Source organism: Paraburkholderia sp. BR10882, from assembly GCF_040948855.1.
GTDB lineage: Bacteria > Pseudomonadota > Gammaproteobacteria > Burkholderiales > Burkholderiaceae > Paraburkholderia > Paraburkholderia nodosa_A.
The window spans coordinates 72,880-98,926 of the sequence record NZ_JBFPKP010000003.1; the positions used below are offsets into that span (position 1 = coordinate 72,880).

Annotated in this window: 21 protein-coding genes; 8 read left to right on the forward strand and 13 right to left on the reverse strand. The window is 65.6% G+C overall.

Annotation, left to right across the window (positions count from 1 at the left end; genetic code table 11):
• Positions 1–6 precede the first annotated feature (6 nt).
• From secD to queA, 4 genes are all read right to left on the reverse strand, one after another.
• The gene (secD, locus tag AB3X99_RS09670) at positions 7–2,070 is read right to left on the reverse strand and encodes a protein translocase subunit SecD (protein ID WP_069268462.1); all 2,064 of its coding nucleotides are present in this window, start codon (positions 2,068–2,070) and stop codon (positions 7–9) included.
• Positions 2,071–2,237: 167 nt separating this feature from the next.
• Positions 2,238–2,567: a preprotein translocase subunit YajC gene (gene yajC, locus AB3X99_RS09675; RefSeq protein WP_042262488.1), complete on the reverse strand. Its 330-nt coding sequence runs from the start codon at positions 2,565–2,567 to the stop codon at positions 2,238–2,240.
• Positions 2,568–2,800: 233 nt separating this feature from the next.
• Positions 2,801–4,000 (reverse strand): tRNA guanosine(34) transglycosylase Tgt, encoded by a 1,200-nt coding sequence (tgt, locus tag AB3X99_RS09680; protein WP_368616757.1) that lies wholly within the window; start codon positions 3,998–4,000, stop codon positions 2,801–2,803.
• 98 nt (positions 4,001–4,098) lie between these two features.
• Positions 4,099–5,172 carry a tRNA preQ1(34) S-adenosylmethionine ribosyltransferase-isomerase QueA gene (gene queA / locus AB3X99_RS09685; RefSeq protein WP_368616758.1) on the reverse strand — a complete coding sequence of 358 codons (1,074 nt, stop codon included), beginning with the start codon at positions 5,170–5,172 and terminating at the stop codon, positions 4,099–4,101.
• Between the two features lie 237 nt (positions 5,173–5,409).
• Here queA and recG point away from each other — a divergent pair, with 237 nt between their 5' ends.
• The 6 genes from recG (at position 5,410) to ubiA (ending at position 12,615) form a co-directional block, all read left to right on the forward strand.
• Positions 5,410–7,701: an ATP-dependent DNA helicase RecG gene (recG, locus tag AB3X99_RS09690; protein WP_368616759.1), complete on the forward strand. Its 2,292-nt coding sequence runs from the start codon at positions 5,410–5,412 to the stop codon at positions 7,699–7,701.
• A gap of 174 nt (positions 7,702–7,875) precedes the next feature.
• Positions 7,876–8,835, forward strand: a complete 960-nt coding sequence (locus AB3X99_RS09695; RefSeq protein ID WP_069268466.1) for a hydrogen peroxide-inducible genes activator — start codon at positions 7,876–7,878, stop codon at positions 8,833–8,835.
• Between the two features lie 387 nt (positions 8,836–9,222).
• Positions 9,223–10,662, forward strand: a complete 1,440-nt coding sequence (locus AB3X99_RS09700) for a catalase (RefSeq protein WP_368616760.1) — start codon at positions 9,223–9,225, stop codon at positions 10,660–10,662.
• Between the two features lie 88 nt (positions 10,663–10,750).
• Positions 10,751–10,927 carry a hypothetical protein gene (locus AB3X99_RS09705; protein ID WP_368616761.1) on the forward strand — a complete coding sequence of 59 codons (177 nt, stop codon included), beginning with the start codon at positions 10,751–10,753 and terminating at the stop codon, positions 10,925–10,927.
• Between the two features lie 169 nt (positions 10,928–11,096).
• The gene (locus AB3X99_RS09710) at positions 11,097–11,585 is read left to right on the forward strand and encodes a Dps family protein (protein WP_042262475.1); all 489 of its coding nucleotides are present in this window, start codon (positions 11,097–11,099) and stop codon (positions 11,583–11,585) included.
• A gap of 166 nt (positions 11,586–11,751) precedes the next feature.
• Entirely contained in the window at positions 11,752–12,615 is an 864-nt protein-coding gene (ubiA, locus tag AB3X99_RS09715; RefSeq protein ID WP_368616762.1) for a 4-hydroxybenzoate octaprenyltransferase, read from the forward strand.
• A 72-nt stretch (positions 12,616–12,687) separates the two neighbouring features.
• On the opposite strand, the gene proC is transcribed toward ubiA, so the two are convergent.
• From proC to AB3X99_RS09745, 6 genes are all read right to left on the reverse strand, one after another.
• Positions 12,688–13,503: a pyrroline-5-carboxylate reductase gene (gene proC / locus AB3X99_RS09720; RefSeq protein ID WP_368616763.1), complete on the reverse strand. Its 816-nt coding sequence runs from the start codon at positions 13,501–13,503 to the stop codon at positions 12,688–12,690.
• 22 nt (positions 13,504–13,525) lie between these two features.
• Positions 13,526–14,224, reverse strand: a complete 699-nt coding sequence (locus AB3X99_RS09725) for a YggS family pyridoxal phosphate-dependent enzyme (protein ID WP_368616764.1) — start codon at positions 14,222–14,224, stop codon at positions 13,526–13,528.
• Between the two features lie 177 nt (positions 14,225–14,401).
• Positions 14,402–15,631, reverse strand: coding sequence for a glycolate oxidase subunit GlcF (glcF, locus tag AB3X99_RS09730; protein WP_368616765.1), 1,230 nt, complete (start codon positions 15,629–15,631; stop codon positions 14,402–14,404).
• 18 nt (positions 15,632–15,649) lie between these two features.
• Complete coding sequence (gene glcE / locus AB3X99_RS09735; RefSeq protein WP_069267816.1) at positions 15,650–16,738, reverse strand: glycolate oxidase subunit GlcE; 1,089 nt, start codon at positions 16,736–16,738, stop codon at positions 15,650–15,652.
• Between the two features lie 141 nt (positions 16,739–16,879).
• Positions 16,880–18,385: an FAD-linked oxidase C-terminal domain-containing protein gene (locus AB3X99_RS09740; protein ID WP_368616766.1), complete on the reverse strand. Its 1,506-nt coding sequence runs from the start codon at positions 18,383–18,385 to the stop codon at positions 16,880–16,882.
• A 48-nt stretch (positions 18,386–18,433) separates the two neighbouring features.
• Positions 18,434–19,849 carry an FAD-binding oxidoreductase gene (locus AB3X99_RS09745; protein WP_368616767.1) on the reverse strand — a complete coding sequence of 472 codons (1,416 nt, stop codon included), beginning with the start codon at positions 19,847–19,849 and terminating at the stop codon, positions 18,434–18,436.
• A 194-nt stretch (positions 19,850–20,043) separates the two neighbouring features.
• On the opposite strand from AB3X99_RS09745, the gene AB3X99_RS09750 reads away from it, so the two are divergent.
• Both AB3X99_RS09750 and hmpA read left to right on the forward strand, forming a co-directional pair.
• Positions 20,044–20,619, forward strand: a complete 576-nt coding sequence (locus AB3X99_RS09750) for a cob(I)yrinic acid a,c-diamide adenosyltransferase (protein ID WP_368616768.1) — start codon at positions 20,044–20,046, stop codon at positions 20,617–20,619.
• Between the two features lie 261 nt (positions 20,620–20,880).
• Positions 20,881–22,083, forward strand: coding sequence for an NO-inducible flavohemoprotein (gene hmpA / locus AB3X99_RS09755; protein WP_368616769.1), 1,203 nt, complete (start codon positions 20,881–20,883; stop codon positions 22,081–22,083).
• Positions 22,084–22,202: 119 nt separating this feature from the next.
• Here the strand turns inward: hmpA and AB3X99_RS09760 are convergent, their stop codons facing one another.
• The 3 genes from AB3X99_RS09760 to AB3X99_RS09770 all read right to left on the reverse strand — a co-directional run bounded on the left by AB3X99_RS09760 (position 22,203) and on the right by AB3X99_RS09770 (position 25,953).
• Positions 22,203–23,207 carry a helix-turn-helix domain-containing protein gene (locus AB3X99_RS09760; protein ID WP_342947677.1) on the reverse strand — a complete coding sequence of 335 codons (1,005 nt, stop codon included), beginning with the start codon at positions 23,205–23,207 and terminating at the stop codon, positions 22,203–22,205.
• Between the two features lie 321 nt (positions 23,208–23,528).
• Positions 23,529–23,981, reverse strand: coding sequence for a GDP-mannose mannosyl hydrolase (locus tag AB3X99_RS09765; protein WP_069267835.1), 453 nt, complete (start codon positions 23,979–23,981; stop codon positions 23,529–23,531).
• Between the two features lie 190 nt (positions 23,982–24,171).
• Positions 24,172–25,953 (reverse strand): hypothetical protein, encoded by a 1,782-nt coding sequence (locus AB3X99_RS09770; protein WP_368616770.1) that lies wholly within the window; start codon positions 25,951–25,953, stop codon positions 24,172–24,174.
• Between the last annotated feature and the right edge of the window lie 94 nt (positions 25,954–26,047).

Consider the following 26,047-nt stretch of genomic DNA (forward strand, 5'->3'; position numbering starts at 1 on the left):
TCCGTATCAGCGGGACGAGCCGGTGTTGTTGCCGGAGCCGCCAGTGCCGCCCTGGGCATCGCGGCGGCGTACGACCGGTTTGGCGCGTGCGGCGCCCTTCGCGCCGGCCTTGGCCGGTTCGCGCCGGGCGGCGCCGGTGGTGGCCGCAACGGCGCGGCCCGTGTCCGTGCCGGCATCGGCGCCGGCGAGCGCGGGCGTACCTTCATCCGGCTCCGGACGCCACACCTGACCCACCGCGAGCGACTTGAGCTTCTTCTTGCCGCCGTACCAGAGGTTCACGAGACCGCGCGAGAAGAACACGGCCGAGAACATCGACGTGAGAATGCCGATACAGTGCACGATCGCGAAGCCCCGCACCGGGCCCGAACCGAACGCGAGCAGTGCGAGACCGGCGATGAGCGTGGTCACGTTCGAGTCGAGAATCGTCGCCCAGGCGTGTGCGTAGCCGTTCTGGATGGCCAGCTGCGGCGGCGCGCCGTTGCGCAGTTCTTCGCGCACGCGCTCGTTGATCAGCACGTTCGCGTCGATCGCCATACCGAGCGCCAGCGCAATAGCCGCGATACCCGGCAGCGTGAGCGTGGCCTGCAGCATGGACAGCACGGCGACGAGCAGCAGCAGGTTCACCGACAGGCCGATCATCGAGATCGCGCCGAACAGCATGTAGTACGCGATCATGAACACGGCGATGGCGGCGAAGCCGTAGATCACCGAGTCGAAGCCCTTGCGGATGTTGTCCGCACCAAGGCTCGGGCCAACCGTGCGTTCCTCGATGATGTCCATCGGCGCGGCAAGCGAACCTGCGCGCAGCAGCAGTGCGAGGTCGGCGGCGGCCTGCGGCGTGGGCTGGCCCGTGATCTGGAAGCGGTCGCCCAGTTCCGACTGGATGGTCGCCACCGTCAGCACTTCGCCCTTGCCCTTTTCGAACAGCACCATCGCCATCGGCTTGCCGATGTTGTCGCGCGAAACGGCGCGCACCGCGCGGCCGCCCGCCGAATCGAGGCGGATGTTGACCGACGGACGCTGATGCTCGTCAAAGCCCGCCGAGGCGTCGATGATGCGGTCGCCGGTGAAGATCACCTGCTTGCGCAGGAGCACCGGCGCGGCATTGCCTTGCGTGAAGAGCTCGTCGCCCGGCGGCACCGGCGCGTTCACGTCCGGATGCAGGCCCATCGGGTCGGCGAGGCGCGCTTCGAGCGTCGCCGTGCGTCCGATGATGTCCTTCGCCTTGGCGGTGTCCTGCACGCCCGGCAGCTCGACCACGATACGGTCGTCGCCTTGCTGCTGGATCACGGGCTCGGCCACGCCGAGTTCGTTCACGCGGTTGTGCAGCGTCTGGATGTTCTGCTTGAGCGCGGCTTGCTGAACCGCCGTCTTCACGGCCGGCGTGAACGTGCCGACGAGCTGTACGCCGCCTTCGGGGTTGTTCTGCGAGGACCACTGCAGTTCGGTGATGCCGCCCGAGCCCGCGAGGACCTTGCGCGCCTGCTCGGCCGTATCGGCGTCGGCGAAATTGACGACCACCGACTGGTTGACGCGGTTCACGCCGCCGTCGCGGATGTTCTTGTCGCGCAGGAGCGTGCGCACGTCCGAAGCGTCGGAGTCGAGCTTCTTGTTGAGCGCGCCGTTCATGTCGACCTGGAGCAGGAAGTGCACACCGCCGCGCAGGTCGAGGCCGAGGTACATCGGCAGCGCGCGCAGCGACGTGAGCCAGCGCGGCGAGGCGCTCTGCAGGTTCAGGGCGACGATGTACTGCGGGTCGTTCAGGTCGGCGTTCAGCGCCTTGTTCAGCGCGTCTTTCAGGCGCAGCTGCGTGTCCGTGTCGGCGACGCGCACGCGGATGTTCGCGTTCATCGACGAGTTGTCGAACGTCACGTCGGTCGCGCGGATATTGTTCGCGGCGACCGCGGCTTCGACCTGGGCGAGCGTGCCCGAGTCGAGCTTGACGGTGGCTTTACCGCTCGACACCTGGACCGCGGGCGCTTCGCCGAAGAAATTGGGCAATGTGTACACGAAGCCGATGACGAGCGCCACCAGCATCACGACATATTTCCAGAGGGGATAACGGTTCATTGGTTGACCCAACGGGGGAGGGGAATGGCCTTAAGCGCTGCGTGCGCGTCCGGCGTTGCCTTCGGGGCGTACCTGCATTGACGTTTGCCGGTCAGTGGCTGCGAGGGCGGGCCGGATGCGCGAGGCCGTTCTTTCGGAGGCAACGGCCTCGGGGAAACCGTGAAGCTTTACAGCGACTTGATCGTGCCCTTCGGCAGGATGGTCGAGACCGACGACTTCTGCACGGTGATTTCCGTGCCATCGGCGATTTCGACGCCGACGTAGGCTTCGCTGACCTTGGTCACCTTGCCGACGATGCCGCCGCTCGTGATCACTTCGTCGCCCTTGGCCATGGCCGCGAGCATGTTGCGATGTTCCTTCTGACGCTTCATCTGCGGACGGATCATGATGAAGTACAGCACGGCGAACATCAGAATGAGCGGCAGGAAGCTCATGAGGCTCGATTCGGCACCACCTGCTGCACTGCCTTGCGCGAAGGCATTGGAAATGAACGACACGTTGGTCTCTCCGTTTTTTACGATCAAAAAGCGAGCCGGTTATTCTACCACCGGCATTCATCGCGACGATGACGCAAAATTGGCTTTGCGATCAAGTGCTTATCGCGGATCCCGCCCCGACGCGACATGCATGCGCGTGAAAACCGGGGCGGCGCGAGCGGACCGCATGCCTTGTCCGCGCCATTGTTGCGAAAGGTTATTGTAATATTTTGCGGGCGGCAGGTAACACCGTCTCAGTCCACGCCGCGTGCGCGCTGCTCGGCGAAGCGCTGGCGGAACGCCGCGAACGTCTTCGTCTCGATCGCCGCGCGCATCTCGCTCATCAGCTCCAGGTAGTAGTGCAGATTGTGGATCGTGTTGAGCTGCGCGCCGAGGATCTCGCCCACACGGTGCAGGTGGTGCAGGTAGCCGCGCGTGAAGTTGCGGCAGGTGTAGCAGCCGCATTGTTCGTCGAGCGGGCGCAGCGAGTTGCGGTGCACGGCGTTGCGGATCTTGATGTCGCCAAAGCGCGTGAAGATCCAGCCGTTGCGCGCGTTGCGCGTGGGCATCACGCAGTCGAACATGTCGACGCCCGAGGCCACGCCCGCCACCAGGTCTTCCGGGGTGCCGACGCCCATCAGGTAGTGCGGCTTGTCGGCAGGCAGCTTCGGCGCGATGTGTTCGAGCACGCGCATCATGTCTTCCTTCGGTTCGCCCACCGAAAGACCGCCGATCGCGTAGCCGTGGAACGGCATCTGCGAGAGGCCGGCGAGCGATTCGTCGCGCAGGTCCTCGAACATGCCGCCCTGCACGATGCCGAAGAGTGCATTCGGATTGCCGAGACGGTTGAACTCGTCGATCGAGCGCTGCGCCCAGCGCATCGACATGCGCATCGAATCCGCGGCTTCCTTGTGCGTGGTGGGCACGCCGTTGGTCGCGTAGGGCGTGCACTCGTCGAACTGCATGACGATGTCGGAGTTCAGCACCTTCTGGATCTGCATCGACACTTCGGGCGAGAGGAACAGCTTGTCGCCGTTCACGGGCGAGGCGAAGCGCACGCCGTCTTCCGAGATCTTGCGCAGGTCGCCGAGTGAGAACACCTGGAAGCCGCCCGAATCCGTGAGGATCGGCCGGTTCCAGCCCATGAAGCGATGCAGGCCGCCGTGCGCCTCGATCGTTTCGAGGCCCGGACGCAGCCAGAGGTGGAAGGTGTTGCCGAGGATGATCTGCGCCTTCATCTCTTCGAGCTCGCGCGGCTGCGTGGCCTTCACGGTGCCGTAGGTGCCCACTGGCATGAAGATCGGCGTTTCGACCACGCCGTGATTGAGCGTGACGCGGCCACGGCGGGCGGGGCCGTCAGTGCCGAGCAATTCGAATTTGAGGCCGTTCTGCGGGCGTTCGCCCAGATACGTGCCGTGTTCGGCGCGTGCGTTGCTTTGATGACCGTCGGTCATGCGGTTGACTCCTGTGCCACCGGAAAACAGTCCGGCGCAGATGGTGAAAGGCCGCCGCGCGTTGGTTGTGTCGCGCGGAGGCTTGGGAAGCGTAAGTGTTACTTGTTGAGCGCGTCGTCGGTTCGGGTCAGCAGCATGGCGTCGCCGTAACTGAAGAAGCGATAGCGCTCCGCAATCGCGTGACGATACGCAGCGCGTATCGTTTCGATCCCCGCGAACGCCGAGACGAGCATCAGCAGCGTGGACTTCGGCAGGTGGAAGTTCGTCACGAGCCGGTCGACCACGCGGAATTTGTAGCCAGGCGTGATGAAGATATCGGTTTCCGCCTGCGTTGCCGCGAGTGCGCGGTTCTCGTTCGCGGCGGCGCGCGCGGCGGCTTCGAGCGCGCGCATCGAGGTCGTGCCCACCGCAATCACGCGGCCGCCGCGCGCACGCGTGGCCGCGATCTTGTCGACGAGCGATTGCGGCAGTTCGTACCACTCGCTATGCATCTTGTGCTCGGCGATGTTCTCCACGCGCACCGGCTGGAACGTGCCCGCGCCCACGTGCAACGTGAGCGTGGCGCGCTCCACGCCTTGCGCGTCGAGTTGCGCGAGCAGGGCGTCGTCGAAGTGCAGGCCCGCCGTGGGCGCGGCCACCGCGCCCGGATTCTGCGCGAACACCGTTTGATAGCGCGTTTCGTCGCTCGCGTCGGCGTCGTGCGTGATGTAGGGCGGCAGCGGCAGACGCCCGTGCTGCTCGATCAGCGTGAGGCAGTCGTCCGGAAAGTGCAGCGTGTAGAACTGATCGACGCGCTCGCCCACCGTCACGTCGAACGCATCGGCGAGGCGCAGCACCGTGCCGGGGCCGGGGCTCTTGCTCGCGCGGATCTGCGCGAGCGCCGTGCGCGCGCCGGTCAGGCGCTCCACGAGCACCTCGATCTTGCCGCCGCTCGCCTTCTGGCCGAAGAAACGCGCCTTCAGCACTTTGGTATCGTTGAAGACGAGCAGGTCGCCCGGCGCGATGCGCGCGGGCAGGTCGGAAAAGCGGCGGTCGGTCAGACGCGCAGGTTGGCCTGGCAACTGCGTCGTGTTATCGACCTCGAGCAGACGGCTCGCGCTGCGCTCGGGCAGGGCGGTCTGCGCGATCAGTTCCTCGGGGAGGTCGAAATCGAAATCGGAAAGCTTGAACATGCGGCCTGAAGTAACGGAAATGCGCCGGAGGCCCGGCGCGCGGCGGCTTCGCGGAGCCGAACCGTCAAGCGGTTGTGCCCCAAAAAGCGGCTGCAATGGCCGTTCGTGCGTGACGAAAGGCTATGATTGCGGGACGTGCGCGATAGCGATGCGCGCGGCGTGCCCGATGGCAGAGGCCGTCGCGCTGCACGCGCCGCGCCATACCGGAAAGCCGATATTGTACTTGCGAAGCTGCCCATGCCCCCATCCGTTAGCCGATTGATGTCCGAAGCCGATACCGCGAGCGAGGCGCCCGACGACGCGCGCAAGCCCGAGGACGGCGAGCGCAAGCGGCAAGCGGACGCGACGCAAGGGGCCGCAGCGCCCGCGCGCAAACGCGCCGCGAAGAAGTCCGCGGACAAGGCCGTGGAAGAAGCCGTAGAAAAAGCCGCGGCCAAAGACAAGCCCAAGCTCACCAAAACCGCCGACCGGCTCGCCAAACTCGGTCTGCGCAGCGACATCGATCTCGTGTTGCATCTGCCGATGCGCTACGAGGACGAAACCACGCTCACGCCCATCGGCGAACTGCTGCCGGGCGGCATCGCGCAAACCGAAGGCGTGGTGTTCGACAACGAGATCGCCTACCGGCCGCGCCGCCAGCTCGTCGTGAAGCTCGAGGATCACAACGGCGACCAGCTTCATTTGCGCTTCCTGAACTTCTACGGCTCGCAGGTCACGCAGATGGCGATCGGCAAGCGCCTGCGCGTGCGCGGCGACGTGCGCGGCGGCTTCTTCGGCATGGAGATGGTGCATCCGGCGGTGAAGGTCGTAGAGGGCGACGCGCCGCTGCCGCAGGCGCTTACGCCGGTATATCCCTCCACGGCGGGCGTGAGCCAGGCGTATCTGCGCAAGGCGATCGACAACGCGCTGTCGCGTGCGCATCTGCCAGAACTGCTACCGGATGCGGTGGCGCAAGAATTCATGGAGCCGCTGAATCTGCCGCCCTTGATGGACGCCGTGAAGACGTTGCACCACCCGCCCGTGAACGCCGACGAGCACGAGCTGATCGACGGCACGCATCCCGCGTGGACGCGCATCAAGTTCGAGGAACTGCTCGCGCAGCAACTGTCGCTCAAGCGTGCGCACGAAGAGCGCCGCACACGCGCCGCGCCCGCGATGGCTCGCCACGTCGCAGGCCGCAAGAGCGACGAGACGCTGCTCGCGCGGCTGCGCGGCACGTTGCCGTTCACGCTCACCGGCGCGCAGGAGCGCGTGGTGGCGGAAATCGCGCACGATCTCGAACAGCCGCACCCCATGCAGCGTCTGCTGCAAGGCGACGTGGGCAGCGGCAAGACCGTGGTCGCGGCGCTCGCGGCGGCGCAGGCCATCGACGCCGGCTACCAGGCCGCGCTCATGGCGCCCACCGAAATCCTCGCGGAACAGCACGCGCGCAAGCTGCGCGGCTGGCTCGAGCCGCTCGGCGTGCAGGTGGCGTGGCTCGCGGGCAGCCTCAAGGCGAAGGAAAAGCGCGCGGCGCTCGAAGCCGCGGCGCTCGGCACGGCGCAGCTCGTGATCGGCACACACGCGATCATTCAGGAGGCTGTGGAATTCGCGCGGCTCGGCCTCGTGATCGTCGACGAACAGCATCGCTTCGGCGTCGAGCAGCGGCTCGCGCTGCGTGCCAAGGCGCAGAACGCGAAAGCGCCTGGCGAGACGCATCGCGAGTTCCAGCCGCATCAGCTGATGATGTCGGCCACGCCGATCCCGCGCACGCTCGCCATGACCTACTACGCGGATCTCGACGTCTCCACCATCGACGAGCTGCCGCCCGGCCGCACGCCGATCCTCACGAAGCTCATTTCCGACGCGCGCCGCGAGGAAGTGATCGCGCGCGTGCGCGCAGCGGCGCTCACGGGTCGTCAGGTGTACTGGGTATGTCCACTGATCGAGGAAAGCGAGACGCTGCAGCTGCAAACGGCCGTCGAGACTTACGAAACGCTGGTAGCCGCGCTGCCGGAGCTCACCGTCGGGCTCGTGCACGGCCGCCTGGCTTCCACGGACAAGGCCGCCGTCATGGATGCGTTCTCACGCAACGAGGTGCAGCTGCTCGTGGCGACGACGGTCATCGAAGTGGGCGTGGACGTGCCCAATGCGTCGCTGATGGTGATCGAGCACGCCGAGCGTTTCGGCCTCGCGCAATTGCATCAGTTGCGCGGGCGCGTGGGGCGGGGCAGCGCCGCTTCGGTGTGCGTGCTGCTCTATACCGGGCCGTTGTCGCTCACGGGCCGCGCGCGCCTGCAAACCATGCGCGAGACCACCGACGGCTTCGAGATCGCGCGCAAGGACCTCGAAATCCGCGGCCCCGGCGAATTTCTCGGCGCGCGTCAATCTGGCGCGGCAATGCTGCGCTTCGCGAACCTCGAGACCGACGCATGGCTCATCGAGCCTGCGCGCGGCGCGGCCGATCGGCTGCTGCACGAGTTTCCGCTCGTCGTCACGCAGCATCTGAATCGCTGGCTCGGCGCCCGCGAGCAGTATCTGAAAGCGTAAAAAGTCCAACTGCGAGTCCAACTGCGAGTCCATTGCGCGGAACCTGCGCGCGCCTACGCCGTCTGACCCTTTTGTCATGATCACGCCCCGCATAGGGGTGTTGATTATTGGCGAATCACCGCCATAGGTGTATAACTACAAACTATTGATTCACCTTTTTTGATTGGTCCCCGAATGACGCTCACTGAATTGAAATACATTGTCGCGGTAGCTCGAGAGCGCCACTTCGGACGGGCCGCGGAAGCCTGCTTCGTGAGCCAGCCGACCCTTTCGGTCGCCATCAAGAAGCTCGAAGACGAACTGAACGTGCAGATCTTCGAGCGCGGCACGAGCGAGGTGAGCGTCACGCCGATCGGCGAGCAGATCGTCACGCAAGCCCAGCGCGTGCTCGAACAGACGCTCGCGATCAAGGAAATCGCCAAGCAGGGCAAGGACCCGCTCGTGGGGCCGCTGCGCCTTGGCGTGATCTATACGATCGGGCCCTACCTGCTGCCCACGCTCGTCAAGCAGATGATCAAGCGCGTGCCGCAAATGCCGCTGATGCTGCAGGAGAACTACACGCTCAAGCTCATCGAGCTGCTCAAGCAGGGCGAAATCGACGTGGCGATCATGGCGCTGCCGTTCCCCGAAACCGGCCTCACGCTGCGCCCGCTCTACGACGAACCGTTCGTCGTGGCGCTGCCGTCGGGCCACGCGTGGGAACAGCGCCCGAAGATCGACCCGGACGACCTCAAGCAGGAAACCATGCTGCTGCTCGGCAGCGGTCATTGCTTCCGCGACCACGTGCTGGGCGTGTGCCCCGAACTGATGCGCTTCTCGCAGAACGCCGACGGCATCCAGAAGACGTTCGAAGGCTCGTCTCTGGAGACCATACGTCATATGGTCGCGAGCGGCGTGGGCATTACCGTGCTGCCGCGCATGTCGGTGACCGAGGTGAAGCCGCACGCGGGCGGCGTGGATTCCGGGCTGCTGTCCTACGTGCCGTTCGACGAACCCGTGCCGGACCGCCGCGTGGTGCTCGCGTGGCGCAAGAGCTTCACGCGCATGCCGGCGATCGAGGCGATCGTCGACGCCATTCACGCCTGCGAGCTGCCCGGCGTGAAGAAGATCGAGGCGCCTGCCGAGGCTGCCTGACGTATATCGCGCCGTGCGCTTTCGGGCTGCGCGGCGCGGTTTCCTTTCGAGCGCGGCATCCGCCCGCGCCACCATCCCCAGCCTTACGTTCCTTGCGACCCTAATAATCAACGCCTATTCGATAGATTGAATAAATCAAATTGCAGATATCGATAGTCGTTGATAGAGTTTCCTCTAACCGATCTCAACCGGAAACCCCTGGAGGAAGCGATGCAAACCACCACCCCGAATACCCCCAGCACCTCGGCACGCGCCCATTCTGGCCTTCGCACCGTGTGGTTCTCGCTGCTCGTCGACCGCGCGCTGTCCGCCTGACGGCCTCGCGCCATCCCGAAGCAGATTTCACCGAATTCCAGAACACACACGCAAGCAAGGAAGGAATCCAGCATGACCGACCGTACTCTCACCTCGGCAGCCGGCGCACCCGTCGTCGATAACCAGAACTCGCTCACCGCCGGTCCGCGCGGCCCGGTGATGCTGCAGGACGTGTGGCTGCTCGAAAAGCTCGCGCACTTCGACCGCGAAGTGATTCCCGAGCGCCGCGTGCACGCGAAGGGCTCGGGCGCGTTCGGCACGCTCAAGGTCACGCACGACATCTCGCGCTACACGAAGGCGAAAGTGTTCGGCGAAGTCGGCAAGGAAACGCCGCTCTTCATCCGCTTTTCGACCGTGGCGGGCGAGCGCGGCGCGGCCGACGCCGAGCGCGACGTGCGCGGCTTCTCGATCAAGTTCTACACGGAAGAGGGCAACTGGGACATCGTCGGCAACAACACGCCGGTGTTCTTCATTCGCGATCCGCTCAAGTTCCCGGACTTCATCCACACGCAAAAGCGCGATCCGCGCACCAACATGCGCAACAACGTGGCCGCGTGGGACTTCTGGTCGCGTCATCCGGAGTCGCTGCATCAGGTGACGATCCTCATGAGCGATCGCGGCATTCCGAAGAACTATCGCCAGCAGCACGGTTTCGGCTCGCACACGTTCTCGTTCATCAACGCGAACAACGAGCGCTTCTATGTGAAGTTCCACTTCAAGTCGGCGCAGGGCGTGGAGAACTACAGCGATGCCGAAGCGGCGGAGGTGATTGCTCAGGACCGCGAATCGGCGCAGCGCGATCTTTTCAACGAAATCGAAAAGGGCAATTTCCCGAAGTGGCATTTCCGCATTCAGGTGATGCCCGAGGCCGATGCCGCGAAGGTGCCGTACAACCCGTTCGACATCACGAAGATCTGGCCGCACAAGGACTATCCGCTGGTCGACGTGGGCACGATCGAGCTGAACCGTAATCCTGAGAACTATTTCGCCGATGTCGAGCAGGCCGCTTTCACGCCGGCGAACGTGGTGCCGGGCATCGGCTTCTCGCCGGATCGTTTGCTGCAGGGGCGTTTGTTCTCGTATGGCGACACGCAGCGCTATCGCCTCGGTGTGAACCATCACCAGATTCCGGTGAATGCGCCGCGCTGCCCGTTCCACTCGTTCCATCGCGACGGCGCGATGCGCACCGACGGCAACCTGGGCGGCAACGTGAACTATGAACCGAGTCGTTTCGGCGACTTCGCGCAGCGTCCGCAGGCGGGCGAGCCGCCGCTCGCGGCCGGTGCGGTCGATCACTACGATCACCGCGAAGACGATGACTACTACAGCCAGCCGGGCGCGTTGTTCCGCCTGTTCGATGCGGGCCAGCGCGAGCGGCTTTTCGCGAACATCGCCCGGCATATCAACGGTGTGCCGGCTCAGATCGTGGAGCGTCAGATCGAGCACTTCCGCCGCGCCGATCCTGCGTATGCGCAAGGCGTGATCGACGCGATCGCGAAGCTGGCGAAGTAAGGACGCAGGCGCGGTTTGTTGTCACAACGTCAAGACAGTGAGCCGCGCCTGAAGCAGGAATTCGAGGGACGACCACAGGAGCATGATCATGACCCGAACGATGACGACGACCCTCAAGACGATGGGACCGGGAAATGCGGCCGCGATGGCGCGCACGCGTGCGCAAGGCACTCAGATCGTGCGCCGGATGGTGGGCTTTGCGATCGTGGCGAGCGGCTTCGTGGCGATCGCCACGCAAGCCTTAGCGCACCTGGCAGGGCGCTGAACGAGCCGGGCGCGTTGCTGCACAGTAGGGCCGGATGAGCGGGCTTTCTGAACTTTCCAGGCTACACTGACGACCGATCGAGCGCTCGCGCGCCAGTTTTTTTAAGGCGCAGGCGGGCACAACAGGATCGTCAAGCACGCGTAGTCTCACTGCTACACAAGGAGTCGTCATGGCCAAAAAAGCAACCGTACAGCACGTGAATATCGGCATCAGCGACAAGGATCGCAAGAAAATCGCGGAGGGTCTCTCGCGCCTGCTCGCTGACACCTACACGCTGTATCTGAAGACGCACAACTTTCACTGGAACGTCACGGGGCCGATGTTCAACACGCTCCACCTGATGTTCGAAGGGCAGTACAACGAACTCGCGCTGGCTGTCGACGCCATCGCCGAGCGTATTCGTGCGCTGGGCGTGCATGCGCCGGGCAGCTACAAGGAATTCGCGAAGCTCTCGTCGATTCCCGAAGCGGACGGGGTGCCGGCCGCGGAAGACATGATCCGCCAGCTGGTGGAGGGCCAGGAAGCCGTGGTGCGCACCGCGCGCGCGATCTTCCCGTCGACGGAAGCGGCCAACGACGAACCGACCGCCGACCTGCTCACGCAACGCATGCAGACGCACGAAAAGACCGCGTGGATGCTGCGCTCGCTGCTGGCCTGATGCCGATGCGGCGCCAGGGCTGCGCGCCTGAAGCGCGATCAGCACGATGAAAGGCCCGCCGGATGTCCGGCGGGCCTTAATGTTTTTGCGCGGGCGCGGGCGCGGCTCGCGGCGACGGCGCGCTGCCCTGGCCTACAATAGCGGCATCGCTTTTCCCGCCCCGATCATGTTCGCCCGACTCCCGCTCTATTTGCGGCTCGTCCGCATGGACAAGCCGATCGGCAGCCTGCTGCTGCTGTGGCCGACGCTCAACGCGCTGTGGATCGCCTCGGACGGCCATCCGCCCCTCTCGCTGCTGATCATTTTTACGGTCGGCACCGTACTGATGCGCTCGGCGGGCTGCGCGATCAACGACTACGCCGACCGCGATTTCGACCGCCACGTCAAACGGACGGCCGAACGGCCCATCACGTCGGGCCGCATTCGCGCCTGGGAAGCGGTGGCGATTGCCGCGGGCCTCGCGCTCGTGTCGTTCCTGTTGATCCTGCCGCTCAATGCGCTGACGAAGCAGCTTTCGGTCGTGGCGCTGTTCGTAGCGGCGTCGTATCCGTTCACCAAGCGCTTTTTCGCAATTCCGCAGGCGTATCTGGGCATTGCGTTCGGCTTCGGCATTCCCATGGCATTCGCCGCCGTGCAGGACCACGTGCCGGCGCTCGCGTGGATCATGCTGGTCGCGAACGTGTTCTGGTCCGTGGCCTACGACACCGAATACGCGATGGTCGATCGCGACGACGACATCAAGATCGGCATTCGCACTTCGGCGCTCACTTTCGGCCGTTTCGACGTGCTCGCGATCATGCTCTGCTATGCGGCCACGCTCGGCATTTACGTGTGGGTAGGCGTGACGCTGGGCTTCGGCTGGCTCTACTGGCTCGGCTGGGCGGCCGCCGTGGGCTGCGCCATTTATCACTACACCCTCATCAAGAACCGCGAACGCATGCCGTGCTTCGCCGCGTTTCGCCACAACAACTGGCTGGGCGGCGTGCTGTTCGTCGGGATTGCGGCCCACTACGCCGTCGCGGGACTCTGAGGCGAGATCGATGAAAAAAAGCGCCGGGTGCATGACGCACCCGGCGCTTTTTCTATCTGGACTGCGGTGCGCTTACTGCTTGCCGAATTCCTCGCCCATTTCCTTCGCGCGCGCATCGGCCGCGAGCGCGCCCTTGACGATGGCGGCCTTCACGCCCGAAGCGTCGAACGACGCCAGCGCAGCGGCGGTCGTGCCGCCCTTGGATGTCACGCGCTCGCGCAGCACGGCGGGCGGCTCGTCCGATTGCAGCGCGAGTTGCGCCGCGCCCGTGAACGTGGCGATGGCGAGCGCGCGGCCTTGCTGCTCGTCCATGCCGAGCTGGCGCGCCGCTTCTTCGAGCGCTTCGATGAAGTAGAACACGTAGGCCGGGCCGCTGCCCGAGATGCCCGTGACCGCATCGATCTTCGCTTCGTCGTCGAACCAGACCGTTTGGCCGACTGCGCCGAGCACATCCGAGGCGAGCTGGCGGCCCGCGGCGTCCACGCCGCTGCTCGCGACAAGACCGGTTGCGCCCATGCCGATCAGCGCGGGCGTGTTCGGCATCGTGCGCACGACGCGCGCGTGGCCGTTCAGCCAGCGCGAGAGATCGTCGATGCGAATGCCGGCCATGATGCTGATGACGACCTGATGCGCACCAAGGTACGGTGCGACGCCTTCGGCCACGGCCTTGGCGATGTGCGGCTTCACGGCGATCAGAACGGCGTCGTACGACGCGAGCGCGGCGTCCGCGGCGGCGCCGGTGCGCACGCCGAACTGCTCGGCGCTGCGCTTGCGGGCGTCCTCGTTCGGATCGATCGCGTAGAGGTTGTCGGCGGGAACGCCCTTGCGGATCAGACCGCCGATGAGTGCGGCGGCCATGTTGCCGCCGCCGATGAAGGCAATTTTCATGGTGATGGAATCGTTCAGTGAATCAGTGAGAGTAGTCGCGCGCGCCGAAAATCGCGGTGCCGACGCGCACGATCGTCGCGCCTTCGAGCACCGCGGCTTCGAGGTCGGCCGACATGCCCATGGAGAGCGTGTCGAGCGCGAGGCCATCTGCGCGTAGCGCTTCGAACAGCTCGCGTAGCTGGCGGTGCGGCGCGCGTTGCCCCTCGAGTGAGGTTTCCGGCTCGGGAATCGACATGAGCCCGCGCAGGCGCAGGTTGGGCAGGGCGGCGATCTGGCGCGCGACCTGCCGCGCTTCTTGCGGAGTGACGCCGCTCTTGCTGGCTTCGCCGCTCACGTTGACCTGCAGGCAGACGTTGAGCGGCGCCATGCCGGCGGGACGTTGCGCCGACAGGCGTTCGGCAATCTTCAGACGATCGACCGAATGGACCCAGTCGAATCGCTCGGCTACAGGGCGTGTCTTGTTCGATTGGAGCGGCCCGATGAAATGCCATTCCATGCTCGCGCGCAAGTCGGCGAGCGCCTCGATCTTGTCCACGGATTCCTGCACGTAGTTTTCGCCGAACGCGCGCTGGCCGGCAGCGTGAGCGGCGCGCACGTCCTGCGCAGGAAACGTTTTCGAAACCGCGAGCAGCTCCACGCTTTGCGGGTCGCGGCCGGCGTTGCGGGCGGCGGCGGCGATGCGCTCGCGGACAGCTTCGAGATTGCGGGAGAGATCGGTCATCGGGCTGAAGGCCGGCGCGTGAAATGGCGCGCGCCGCTGTTTGGATCCAAAACGAACAGAACGAGGGCCATTATACGGACTGCGCACGGCGCGAAACACTGGCCGGAAAGGCTATACCGAATGGCCGACTGTTGGCGCGCCGCGCGTCTCGTTACGCTGGTTCTGTTCCCGATCGAGTCAATTCGTCACCAGCATATGTTCGACCAGCTCAATCCAGTGCGTGACCGGAATTGCCGTGCCGCTTTGCAGGTGCGTAATGCAGCCTATGTTGGCGGAGACGATCAATTGCGGCTCCAGCGCCTGCAGCCGGTCCACTTTCTGGTTGCGCAGCGTGTAGGAAAGGCGCGGCTGCATGATCGAATAGGTGCCCGCGGAGCCGCAGCAGAGATGGCTGTCGGCGGGCAACCGCACATCGAGCCCGAGCGCGGTGAGCAGCCGTTCCACGCCGCCGCGCAACTGCTGGCCATGCTGCAGTGTGCAGGGCGGATGCCACGCTACCGTCTTGATGCTACGGCGCCTCGTGTTGGCCACGAGCTGTTCCTCGAATGCGGGCAGCAATTCCGAGAGATCGCGGGTGAGTTCGACCACGCGGCGCGCCTTCTCCACATAGGCCGGATCGTCGCGCAGCAGGTGCGCGTATTCCTTCACCGTCGCACCGCAGCCCGAGGCGTTCATCACGATCGCTTCCGCGCCTTGTTCGATGTACGGCCACCAGGCGTCGATGTTCGCGCGCACGTCGTCGAGCGCGTCATCGGCGTAGCCCATATGCAGGCGGATCGCGCCGCAGCAGCCCGATTGCGGCGCGACGATGGTTTCGATGCCGAGCGCATCCAGCACGCGCGCGGTCGCGATGTTGATGTTGGGCATCATCGAGGGCTGCACGCAGCCTTGCAGCATCAGCATCTTGCGCGGGTGCTTCGCCGTGGGCCAGGCGAGCGAGCGCTGGCGCACGGGCACCTTGTCGCGCAGGCGCTTGGGCAGAAGCGGCCGCACCTGCTGGCCAAGGCGCATCGCCGGCGTGAAGAGGGCGCGGCGCGGCAGCACGCCCGCGAGCAGGCGGCGCATGATGCGCTGGCGCAGCGGCCGCTTCACCATCTGTTCGGCATGCTTGCGGCCCACTTCCACGAGGCGCCCGTACTGCACGCCGGAAGGGCAGGTGGTCTCGCAACTGCGGCATGTGAGGCAGCGGTCGAGGTGCGTGAGCGTGCTCTTCGTGACCGGCGCGCCTTCCACCATCTGCTTCATGAGATAGATGCGCCCGCGCGGACCGTCCAGTTCGTCGCCGAGCAACTGATAGGTCGGGCAGGTCGCGGTGCAGAAGCCGCAATGCACGCACTTGCGCAGGATCGCGTCGGCTTCGTCGCCGTCGGGGGTGTTGCGTATGAAGTCCGCGAGGTTCGTCTGCATCGCCGCGTGTGGGTGTCGTCAGAAGTCGGAATACAGCCGGCCGCGATTGAAGATGCGGGCCGGGTCGAAGGCGGCCTTCAGGCCGCGATGGATCCTCATGAGCGGCGCGGGCAAAGGCGTGAAGACGCCCGCGCTGCGATCGTAGTCGCGTCCCGTGCGGAACATCGTGGCGTGACCGCCGGCTTGCTTCGCGCTGATACGCACGGTTTGTGCGTCGGTTTCCGTGATCCACCAGCGCTGCGCGCCGCCCCATTCCATGAGTTGCGCGCCGGGCAATTGCAGGGGCTCCGCGATCGAGGGCAGCGCGAGGCGCCAGAGCGCCGCGTTGGGCGCAATCGACGCAAAGAACGGATCGGTCTGCTCGCGCAGGCCCGCCCAGAAGCGTTCGGCCTCCACGGCGTCCACCACTTCGCCGCCCAGGCTCGCGCGGGCCGTCTTCACCGCGGCTTCCGCGCCCGCGAGGCGTACCGCGAGCGTGCCGTTGCGCCAGGCGCTCGCCGTCATCGGCAGCGGGCGGCCGCCCCATTCGTTGAGCTTGCGAACGGCGTCCGTGCCGTTCATGTCGAACTTGAGCGTGGTTTCCGCTTGCGGCGTCGGCAGCACCTTCACCGAAAGCTCCAGCAGCAGCCCGAGCGTGCCGAGCGAGCCCGCCATGAGCCGCGAAACGTCGTAGCCCGCCACGTTCTTCACGACCTGGCCGCCGAAATGCAGCACCTCGCCATGGCCGTTCATGAGCACCGCGCCCAGTACGAAGTCGCGCGGTGCGCCCGCGCTCGCCCGCCGCGGCCCGGCAATGCCTGCGGCAATGCAGCCGCCCAGGGTGGCCTGCGCGCCAAAGTGCGGCGGCTCGAACGCGAGCATCTGGCTGTGCGCCGCAAGCGCCGTTTCAATGTCCGCAAGCGGTGTGCCGGCGCGCGCCGTGATCACCAGTTCTGCCGGGTCGTACGCAATGATGCCGCGGTGTGCGCGCGTGTCGAGAATCTCGCCTTCGAGCGACTGGCCGTACCAGTCCTTCGTGCCCCCGCCGCGAATGCGCAGCGCCCGGCCATCGGCGCTCGCCGCCCGGATGCGTTCGGACCAGTCCGAGACGATGTCGTCCTCTTCCATGTCGTGATGGTCGCGCTCGTTCGTTATATGGTTCGTTCGATTGTACTGAGCGAACCCCGCCTGACAACCCGGAGCGGACCCTCATTCGGGTCACGCGATATGCATAGACTGCGCGGTGCCGGGTGCGTGTTTGCGCGTCTGTCAGAAGCGCGGCAACTCGGGGTGTGGCAGCAGATTCCCACGCACATGCATGCGTCCGTACTCGGCGCAGCGCGCCCGGGTGGGGATCCCCTTGTCGGGGTTGAGCAGCCTGGCCGGGTCGAACGCGTGTTTCACCGCATGAAACGCGTCGCGCTCCTGCGGCGAGAATTGCACGCACATCGAATTGATCTTCTCGATGCCCACGCCGTGCTCGCCCGTCACTGTGCCGCCCAGTTCGACGCAGGTCTCGAGAATGTCCGAGCCGAAAGCCTCTGCGCGGTGCCATTCGTCGAGGTCGTTGCCGTTGAAGAGAATGAGCGGGTGCATGTTGCCGTCGCCGGCATGGAACACGTTGATGCAGCGCAGTCCATACTGCTTTTCCATCTCGTGGATGCGCGCGAGCAACGGCCCGATCGCGCGGCGCGGCACGGTGCCGTCCATGCAGTAGTAGTCGGGCGAGATGCGGCCCGCGGCCGGAAACGCATTCTTGCGGCCCGACCAGAAGCGCAGGCGTTCTTCCTCGGTGCGCGAGATCTGGATGCGCGTGGCGCCATGCTCGCGCAGCACCGTGGTCGTGCGCGCGATCTCGTCGGCGACTTCCTCGGGCGTGCCATCGGCTTCGCACAGCAGGATGGCGGCGGCGTCGAGGTCGTAGCCCGCGTTCACGAACTCCTCCACGGCGCGCGTGGCCGGCTTGTCCATCATTTCCAGGCCCGCCGGAATGATGCCGGAGGCGATGATGCCCGCGACGGCGTCGCCGCCTTTCACGACGTCGTCGAAGCTCGCCATGATGACCTGCGCGGTTTGCGGGCGCGGAATCAGTTTGACGGTCACCTCGGTCACGATCGCGAACATGCCTTCGCTGCCGATCATCACCGCGAGCAGGTCGAGGCCCGGCGCATCGGGCGCGAGCGAGCCGAATTCGACGATCTCGCCGTCCATCGTGACGGCGCGCACCCGCAGCACGTTGTGCACCGTGAGGCCGTACTTCAGGCAATGGACGCCGCCGGAATTCTCCGAAACGTTGCCGCCTATCGTGCAGGCGATCTGCGACGAAGGGTCTGGCGCGTAGTAAAGGCCGAAGGGCGCCGCCGCTTCGGAAACGGCCAGATTGCGCACGCCGGGCTGCACGGTGGCCGTGCGCGCATAGGGATCGACTTCGAGACTGCGCTTGAAGCGCGCGAGCGAAAGCACGATGCCATGCCGGATCGGCTTGGCGCCGCCCGAGAGGCCGGTGCCCGCGCCGCGCGGCACGACCGGCACGTCGAGGCGCCGGCAGATCTGCACGATGCGTTGCACCTGCGACTCGGTCTCCGGCAGCGCCACGGCGAGCGGCAGCCGCCGGTAGGCGGCGAGGCCGTCGCACTCGTAGGCGACGGTGTCCTCCTCGCGATGCAGCAGGCAATGCGCCGGCAGCACGGCCATCAACGCCTGGACTACCTCGCGCTGGCGTTGCGCGAGCGCTTCCGGGCTCAGCTCGGGCAAGTTCGCCTCGGGTGCGTTCATGTCTCCTCCCGTCTGTTGCGCATGTGTGCGCTTCTCAGCGCTTGTCGGTTACACCGCCCAGCTGAAGATCTTGCCCGGATTCATCAGGTTGTGCGGATCGAGTGCGTGCTTGATCGCGCGCATCGTGTCGATGGTGTCCGCGCCGTGCTCTTCCACGAGGAAATCGATCTTGTGCAGGCCCACGCCGTGTTCGCCCGTGCAGGTGCCGTCCATCGCGATCGCACGCTGCACGATGCGGTGATTCAGGCGTTCGGCCTCCTCGATTTCCTCGGGCTTGTTCGGGTCGATCAGGATCGCCACGTGGAAGTTGCCGTCGCCCACGTGCCCGACGATCGGGCAGGGCAGCGGCGACGCCTTGAGGTCGGTTTCCGTCTCGATCACGCATTCGGCGAGGCGCGAGATCGGCACGCATACGTCGGTCGTCACGGCGCGGCAGCCGGGCTTGAGCTGCAGCATCGCGAAGTAGGCGTTGTGGCGCGCGTTCCACAGGCGGCTGCGGTCCTCGGGGCGCGTGGCCCATTCGAAGCCTTCGCCACCGTGCTGCGCGGCAAGCTCTTGCACGAGCTGCGCCTGTTCCGCGACGCCCGCATTGGTGCCGTGAAATTCGAAGAAGAGCGTGTGCTTCTCGCGCAGCGTGAGGTTCGAATGCTTGTTGATTGCGCGCACCGCGAGGGAGTCGATGAATTCCACGCGCGCGATCGGCACGCCGATCTGGATCGTCTCGATCACCGTGCGCACGGCCTCCGCCATCGAAGGGAACGCGCACACCGCCGCCGAGACTGCCTCGGGCTGCGGGTAGAGTCGCACCGTGATTTCGGTGATCACGCCGAGCGTGCCTTCCGAGCCCACGAAAAGGCGCGTGAGGTCGTAACCTGCCGACGACTTGCGCGCGCGCGTGCCGGTTTTGACCACGCGTCCGTCGGCGAGCACGGCGGTCAGGCCGAGCACGTTCTCGCGCATCGTGCCATAGCGCACGGCGTTGGTGCCCGAGGCGCGCGTGGCCGTCATGCCGCCGATGCTCGCATCGGCGCCCGGATCGATCGGGAAGAACAGACCCGTGTCGCGCAGCGCTTCGTTGAGTTGCTTGCGCGAGATGCCGGGCTCGACGGTCACGGTGAGATCTTCGGCGTTGATCGAGAGCACGCGGTTCATCTGCGAGAGGTCGATCGACACGCCGCCCTGCACGGCCAGCAAGTGACCCTCGAGCGACGAGCCGTTGCCATAGGGAATGATCGGCACGCCGTGACCGGCGCACAGCTTGACGATGGTCTGGATATCTTCGGTGCTCTGCGCGAACACCACGGCGTCGGGCAGTTGCGGATCGAAGGGCGATTCGTCGCGGCCGTGATGGGCGCGTACGGCTTCGGAGGTGGAGACGCGTTCGCCGAACGCGCTGCGCAGCTGATCGAGGAGTTCGGCGGGGAACGGGCGGCGTGCGAGGGCCGGCGGCGCGGGGTGATTCACGCGGGTGTCTCCTTCGTATGGGTATGACTTCTGGCTCAGACCATTTTACGCTGAACGTCCGCGCCGCAAAGCCGCGCTCCGTATGCTGCAGTGCACGAAACCTATAATGGGGCCGGCAGGTGTGGACGCCGTACCCGGCGCCGGGTGCGCGTGATGCGCGACCTGCGCGAATTTACAGCTTTGGAGAGCACCAGATGGGCAATCGCCTGAGCAAGATTGCAACGCGCACCGGCGACGACGGTTCGACCGGCCTCGGCGACGGCAGCCGCGTAAGCAAGGACGACGCGCGCATCGCCGCGATCGGCGACGTCGATGAGCTGAACTCGCAGATCGGCGTGTTGCTGTGCGAAACGCTCCCCGATGATGTGCGCGGGGCGCTCGTCGCAATCCAGCACGACCTGTTCGATCTCGGCGGGGAGCTGTGCATGCCGGGCCACACGCTCGTGACCGACGAACACCTCGCGCGGCTCGATGGCTGGCTCGAGCACTACAACGCCACGCTGTCGCCGCTCAAGGAATTCATTCTCCCCGGCGGCTCGCGGGCGGCGGCGCTCGCGCACGTGTGCCGCACCGTGTGCCGGCGCGCCGAGCGCGCGGTGGTCGCAGTGTGCGCGTCGGCGAACTCGGGCCCGCCGCTCGCCGATACGCCGCGCCGCTACGTCAACCGGCTCTCCGATCTGCTCTTCGTGCTCGCGCGCGTGCTCAACCGGGCCGCGGGCGGCAGCGACGTGCTCTGGCGGCACGACCGGGGCGCGGGCAAGCGCGAGTAAGGCATAAAAGGGCGCGAGCGCGCGGCGCCGTCCGGCCGACGTGCGCTCCGAGGTGGCGTCTAGCATCCAACCGCACCGCCATCGTCCGAAAAAGACTGTTTCCCGCACCGCAAAAACCCCGCCGAAGCGGGCTCCACGGCCATGCGCCGCGCGTCCCGGGCGACCGCAGTCGGGAAATTGCTGGGTGCGACAAAATGCCTGGGTCGGGCTCTCGCATTAAAGATGTATCGTGTGTGCATCTTTACCACGGAGAAGCCGTAAATGACTGCGCTCACCGCCGACCAGATGGCCCGCGTGAAGGCCACTGCGCCCGTTTTCGCCGAGCACGGCGCCACGATCACCAAGCATTTCTACAAGCGGATGTTCGCCGCGCACCCCGAGCTCAAGAACATCTTCAACCAGACGCATCAGCAAAGCGGCAGCCAGCCCGAAACGCTCGCCCGCGCCGTGTACGCGTACGCGGCGAACATTGACAATCTGGGCGCGCTCGGCGGCGCGGTCACGCACATCGCGCACAAGCATGCGAGCCTGAACATCCGTCCGGAGCACTATCCGATCGTCGGCCGCCATCTGCTCGGCGCAGTCGTGGACGTGCTCGGCGACGCCGTGGACCAGCCCACACTCGACGCCTGGGCCGTGGCCTACGAGCAGCTCGCGAACATCATGATCGGCACCGAGGCGAAGCTGTACGAAGGGGCTTCGTGGAGCGGCTTCCGTCCGTTCAAGGTGATGCGCAAGCAAGTCGAAAGCGACGAGATCGCCTCGTTCTATCTCGCGCCGGCCGACGGTGCATCGGCAGGCGGCTTCGAGCCGGGCCAGTATGTTAGCGTCACGCGCTTCGTCGACAAGCTCGGCGTGGACCAGCCGCGTCAGTACAGCCTCTCGGACGCGCCGCACGGCAAATGGCTGCGCATCTCGGTGAAGCGGGAGGCTGGCCGCGGCGAAGCGCAGCCGGGCCACGTATCGAACCTCATGCATGACGGCGTGGAAGAAGGCGCGGTGGTGCACGTGAGCGCGCCGATGGGCGAGTTCACGCTCGATCGCAAGAAGACGTCGCCGGTCGTGCTGATGAGCGGCGGTGTGGGCATTACGCCGATGAAGTCGATGCTCTCCACGCTGATCGCCGAGCGTAGCGAGCGCAAGGTGACCTTCGTGCACGCATGCCGTAACGCGAAGGTGCACGCATTCCGCGACTTTCTGCGTCACGCGGTCTGCGAGTACCCGAACGTCAAGCGTGCCGTGTTCTACGAAGAAGTCGGTACAAACGACCGCCAGGGCGTTGACTACGACTTCGAAGGGCGCACCGATATCGGCCGCATCGAAGCGGATGTGCTGCTGCCCGACGCCGATTACTACCTGTGCGGCCCCGTGGCGTTCATGCGCGAACAGCGCGAGGCGCTGATTGCCCGCGGCGTCGATGCTTCGCGTATCCACACGGAGATCTTCGGCTCCGGCATGCTGTAACGTTGCACACGAGGCGTGCCGAAATTACACGCTGAGTACGCCGAATGAAAAAGACGCCGCGCGTAAGCGCGGCGTTTTACGTATGCAGCAGTAAAACATGTATCGAATTGCGACCGGGATTACTCGCCCGAAGCCCGCCGGTTCACGGCGCGATACCCCGATGGCGAAATCGAGAGCCTGCGCCGGAAGATCCGCGCAAGACGCTCGCCGCGCGGCACGCCGCAGCGTTGCGCGATCTCGTCGATGGGAAGATTGGTTTGCGCGAGCAGGAGGCAACTGGCATCGAGCCGGGTACGCAGCAAATATTCGGACGGCGTGAGTCCCGTTTGCGTCTTGAAGTGGCGCAGGAAGTTTCGCATGCTCATCTGCGCGACGCGCGCCGCATCGGCCACCGAAATCGGCTGATGGTAGTTTTCGCGCAGCCAGTGCGCAGCCGAACTGATCTTGCCGTTCGCGCTGTCCGCTTCGCCATCGTCGAGCATGGGGCCGAGCCGCTCCCACGAGCCCGGCATCGAGTCCTCGGATACGCGCTGCGCGAGCGCCACGCCGTGATTGCGCTTGACCACCTTGAGAGCGGCGACGAGCGCCTCGGAAGGCGTCACGACAGAAGCGCCGGCGTTGCGCGCTTCCAGCGCCCGGCGTAGCCGCTGCGCCGAGCTTGCCGTATTGCCGCCCGTGCGCAGGAAGGGCACATCGGCGGCGGCGAGTACGGCGCGTCCCTCGCCGAGTGCGCGGATGATGCGCACTTTCGGTGCGAGCATCTGCAGCCGCGTGATGAGGCGCGCGTTGTCGCGCGCTTGCATCGCACCAGGGCCGCCGGCGATGAACAGGGTGTCGAAGCCGCTGCGCAGCGGGCCATGCAGGCTCTCTGACCATATCCGCAGGCCGCAGCCGCTGGCCACGTTGCCGCCAGGCTCGGAAAGCATGACGATCGAATAAGCAGGAAGCGTGTCGGCGCAGGCATCGTTCGCGAGACGAAACACATCGGCGAGCAAGGTCACATCCCCGAGCGGGAAGCCCTCGAAAACCAGGATGCCGATGCGTTTGGCCACGTGTCCGAACTTCAAGTGAGCGCCGCGCGGCTGGAAAGCGGCTTGCCGGCAGACCACCCTGTCGATGTACATGGCCGGTTCCTCGCGCAGAAAGGATTCGCAGGAGTACGTTGCGCTTTTGCGCCGCGTGCCCTCATCCGGCTGAGTGGGGCTGTTACATGCGGTCACATCACGCTCTCGGGATTCATGATAGGCCCGTGGGGTGCTGACGCACGCCGCAGTCTGAAAATGCCGAGAACTTGGCAGAATGGCTCGGTATGGTGGGCAAGGCGGAGCGGTCCTGGCGCGGCGTTGCACCCGGGTCTTACGGGCGCGCACGCGCGCCCCGCGCGAGCTTCACGAACGCCTTGCGGGGAAATCCACGACGCGTGTGTGTCTGTTACTGGGGCATTTTCAGCGGAAATATTGTTTCGAATTCTTGTGCACGTCTTCGCGCATGAGCAGCTCCTCTGGCCACAGCCACGCGTACTGGCTGTGCTGATCGAAGCGCCCAACAGGCACGGTGCTATCCAGCATGAACGCATACGCAAGTACAACGTAATGTGTGCCGATGCCGTTTTCTGCCGCGAAGTTGTCCGGATAGTGATGCTCGAAGACGCCGACGAAGCGCGCAGCCGAGCGCTGCATGCCCGCAATGCCGAGCTCTGTTTCGACGATGCGCGTGAACGCGCCGTCGAGCCATTCGTCCTTGTGGATGCGTCCGCCGGGCACGAACCATTTGCCGCGCGCCGGACGATTGCGTCGTTCACCCACAAGCACGCGGCCGTCGGCGTCGGCGACGATGAGGTCGATCCCGACAAGCGGTGCGAGCCGCACAACCTCGAGGAATTCGGTAGGCGACAGCATGGACGAGCGGATCCGTGGGGTGGCGGTCGTGTCGATATGATTGTCTCGAGCGCAGCCGTTGCGCGCGCGGCGCATGACAATCAGGCGTCGCGTTCATCAGCAGTCTAGGCGGCTCAAAAACGCGTTGCACTGTCCAGAGCCGCCTAAGTCTCGCTATCGTGGGCCAAGATGCGAGCCCTGGCCCTCGCCCTCAAGGCTTCGGCGCGACGTAGCCCGCAGGCGTGACGGCATTCGATCTGGCGATCTCGGCGTTGTCCGACACTACGTATACAGGCGATTCGGTCAGGCGCAGCGGGAGCATGCCGTCGTTGTAAGTCATGGTGGTCGGGTTCCCCATCATGTCGAACACGCTTACCTTGCCTGAGCGCCCGCGCGCGTCCACCTGAAGCGTATAGTTCGTCGCGCGCGTCGCGTCGTACCCGGTCTTCGCGCTCCAGCGCGCGTTGTCGTGGCTCCACAGCGCCGTGATTACCTTGCCGCCGCCCGGACGCGCGAACGCGTAGGCGTAAACGCCTGCGGGCGTGCCCCGCAACGGCCCGAGTGTATACGTACCGTCGATCAGCCGCGTCATGGTCGCGACCGCGAGCGCGGCCGGCTTCGGGCTGATGTTCGAGGCGCCGTACATGCCCTTCGGATGCTCGAGTTCGAAAAACACGCCGTAGCCGGGTGTCGTCTCTGGCATGTCCGCGCCATAGAAAATGAACGTCGTATCCGCGCCTTCGCCCAGCAGGATCAGATGCGAGCGCGCGACGACCGCGCCCTGCGCGTAGAGCGTTTGTGCGTCGGGATAGTTCGCTGCGTAATTCGTACCGATGTCGTAACTAATACCCGTTTCGGTCACGACGAGCGGGGCGCCCGGCTTGAGCAGGTCGCGCATCGTCGTGCGCAGCTCGCGCATGGCTTCGGGTAGCGAAAGCGTGCCTTTTTCGGGGGCGCCATACAGACGCTCCGGCGGATGCGAAGGGCTAGTGCCGAAATCGTAGTAGCCGTGGATCGTCACGCCATCGAGATATTTAGCAATCCCAAGCGGTGCGAACTTCTTGAGCCACTCGGTGTTGCCCTGCACGCCTGCATAGGTCGGGCCCATCACGATCGCCGCCGGGTCGGTGGCGTGTATGCCCTCGTAGACGGTCTTGTAGAGATCGACGAAATGCGCGTCCGTATCTTTCCATGGCAGCCCGCCGTCCTTGTCGGGCTCCCACGTGACCTGATAGTAGTCGTGCGTCTGGCGCGGGAAGACGCGTGCCCGGATGCGCGCGGACTCCGCGCCTACGCGCGACATGTATTCGCGCAACTGGGGTAAGGACGAAGGCACGTAGCTGTGGGTCTCTTCGCCGTTCGGACTCGCCCAGCCGGGAAAGCCGTCGAGCGTGATCAACCGCATGATGTCGCCGGGCTTGAACTGTAGATCGAGCTGGGGGGAGGCCGCGTCGAACGTATTCGGACCTTTGGGCTCCATGACGTACCAGCCCCGCTTGTCGTTGGCCCACGCCAAACCGAGGTCGGTGTAGAGCGGCCGCAGGCCATCACCGCCGCAGCAGTGCTGTCCGGGCGCGATATATGCTGAGCCTTGGCCACCGAAGCGGTGCAGGTCCTGGCGCGCGAAGGTGGGTGCGGGAAGTGCTCCACTCACGTCGGGCAGCAGGCCGAACGTGGTGATTCCGGCCGGCCGGGTGCCACGTCGGGGCAAACCCGTAGAGGGCTGCGAAGCCAGCGACGCCGAAAACGCGAAGTAGCCCGCCTGCGGCAGCGTGCAGGTGAGCGACGTGACGCGTGGGCCGGCTGCCACCGTGAAGTTGCCGCTTGCTTGCGGGCGGCTCCAGGCATCCGTGATCTGCCATTGCACCTTGTCGTCGCCCGTCGCGCGTGTGGTCACATCGATACGCACGCTCTTGCCGCGGGGAAAGAGGCGTGTTCCGTCGCTGCCGGGTGTATCGGCGGAGATGGAATCGTCGCCTGTGTCTGTTGCCATGCGGCTGGCCGCGCTCCTGCAAACGGGCGCGTCGGCGGCGCGACAACTAAGCACCGGGAGCAGCACGCCGAGGACGCTAAGCACGAGCGTGGCG

What these genes read in the sequence shown, in the direction of transcription:
- AB3X99_RS09765 (WP_069267835.1), bottom strand. Translation starts at nt 23,981, where the DNA reads ATGCTGTCGCCTACCGAATTCCTCGAGGTTGTGCGGCTCGCACCGCTT.
- glcE (WP_069267816.1), bottom strand. Translation starts at nt 16,738, where the DNA reads ATGGAAGAGGACGACATCGTCTCGGACTGGTCCGAACGCATCCGGGCG.
- AB3X99_RS09710 (WP_042262475.1), top strand. Translation starts at nt 11,097, where the DNA reads ATGGCCAAAAAAGCAACCGTACAGCACGTGAATATCGGCATCAGCGAC.
- AB3X99_RS09770 (WP_368616770.1), bottom strand. Translation starts at nt 25,953, where the DNA reads ATGGCAACAGACACAGGCGACGATTCCATCTCCGCCGATACACCCGGC.
- secD (WP_069268462.1), bottom strand. Translation starts at nt 2,070, where the DNA reads ATGAACCGTTATCCCCTCTGGAAATATGTCGTGATGCTGGTGGCGCTC.
- ubiA (WP_368616762.1), top strand. Translation starts at nt 11,752, where the DNA reads ATGTTCGCCCGACTCCCGCTCTATTTGCGGCTCGTCCGCATGGACAAG.
- AB3X99_RS09705 (WP_368616761.1), top strand. Translation starts at nt 10,751, where the DNA reads ATGACCCGAACGATGACGACGACCCTCAAGACGATGGGACCGGGAAAT.
- recG (WP_368616759.1), top strand. Translation starts at nt 5,410, where the DNA reads ATGCCCCCATCCGTTAGCCGATTGATGTCCGAAGCCGATACCGCGAGC.
- glcF (WP_368616765.1), bottom strand. Translation starts at nt 15,631, where the DNA reads ATGCAGACGAACCTCGCGGACTTCATACGCAACACCCCCGACGGCGAC.
- hmpA (WP_368616769.1), top strand. Translation starts at nt 20,881, where the DNA reads ATGACTGCGCTCACCGCCGACCAGATGGCCCGCGTGAAGGCCACTGCG.
- AB3X99_RS09750 (WP_368616768.1), top strand. Translation starts at nt 20,044, where the DNA reads ATGGGCAATCGCCTGAGCAAGATTGCAACGCGCACCGGCGACGACGGT.
- AB3X99_RS09760 (WP_342947677.1), bottom strand. Translation starts at nt 23,207, where the DNA reads ATGTACATCGACAGGGTGGTCTGCCGGCAAGCCGCTTTCCAGCCGCGC.
- tgt (WP_368616757.1), bottom strand. Translation starts at nt 4,000, where the DNA reads ATGACCGACGGTCATCAAAGCAACGCACGCGCCGAACACGGCACGTAT.
- proC (WP_368616763.1), bottom strand. Translation starts at nt 13,503, where the DNA reads ATGAAAATTGCCTTCATCGGCGGCGGCAACATGGCCGCCGCACTCATC.
- AB3X99_RS09725 (WP_368616764.1), bottom strand. Translation starts at nt 14,224, where the DNA reads ATGACCGATCTCTCCCGCAATCTCGAAGCTGTCCGCGAGCGCATCGCC.
- queA (WP_368616758.1), bottom strand. Translation starts at nt 5,172, where the DNA reads ATGTTCAAGCTTTCCGATTTCGATTTCGACCTCCCCGAGGAACTGATC.
- AB3X99_RS09700 (WP_368616760.1), top strand. Translation starts at nt 9,223, where the DNA reads ATGACCGACCGTACTCTCACCTCGGCAGCCGGCGCACCCGTCGTCGAT.
- AB3X99_RS09695 (WP_069268466.1), top strand. Translation starts at nt 7,876, where the DNA reads ATGACGCTCACTGAATTGAAATACATTGTCGCGGTAGCTCGAGAGCGC.
- AB3X99_RS09740 (WP_368616766.1), bottom strand. Translation starts at nt 18,385, where the DNA reads ATGAACGCACCCGAGGCGAACTTGCCCGAGCTGAGCCCGGAAGCGCTC.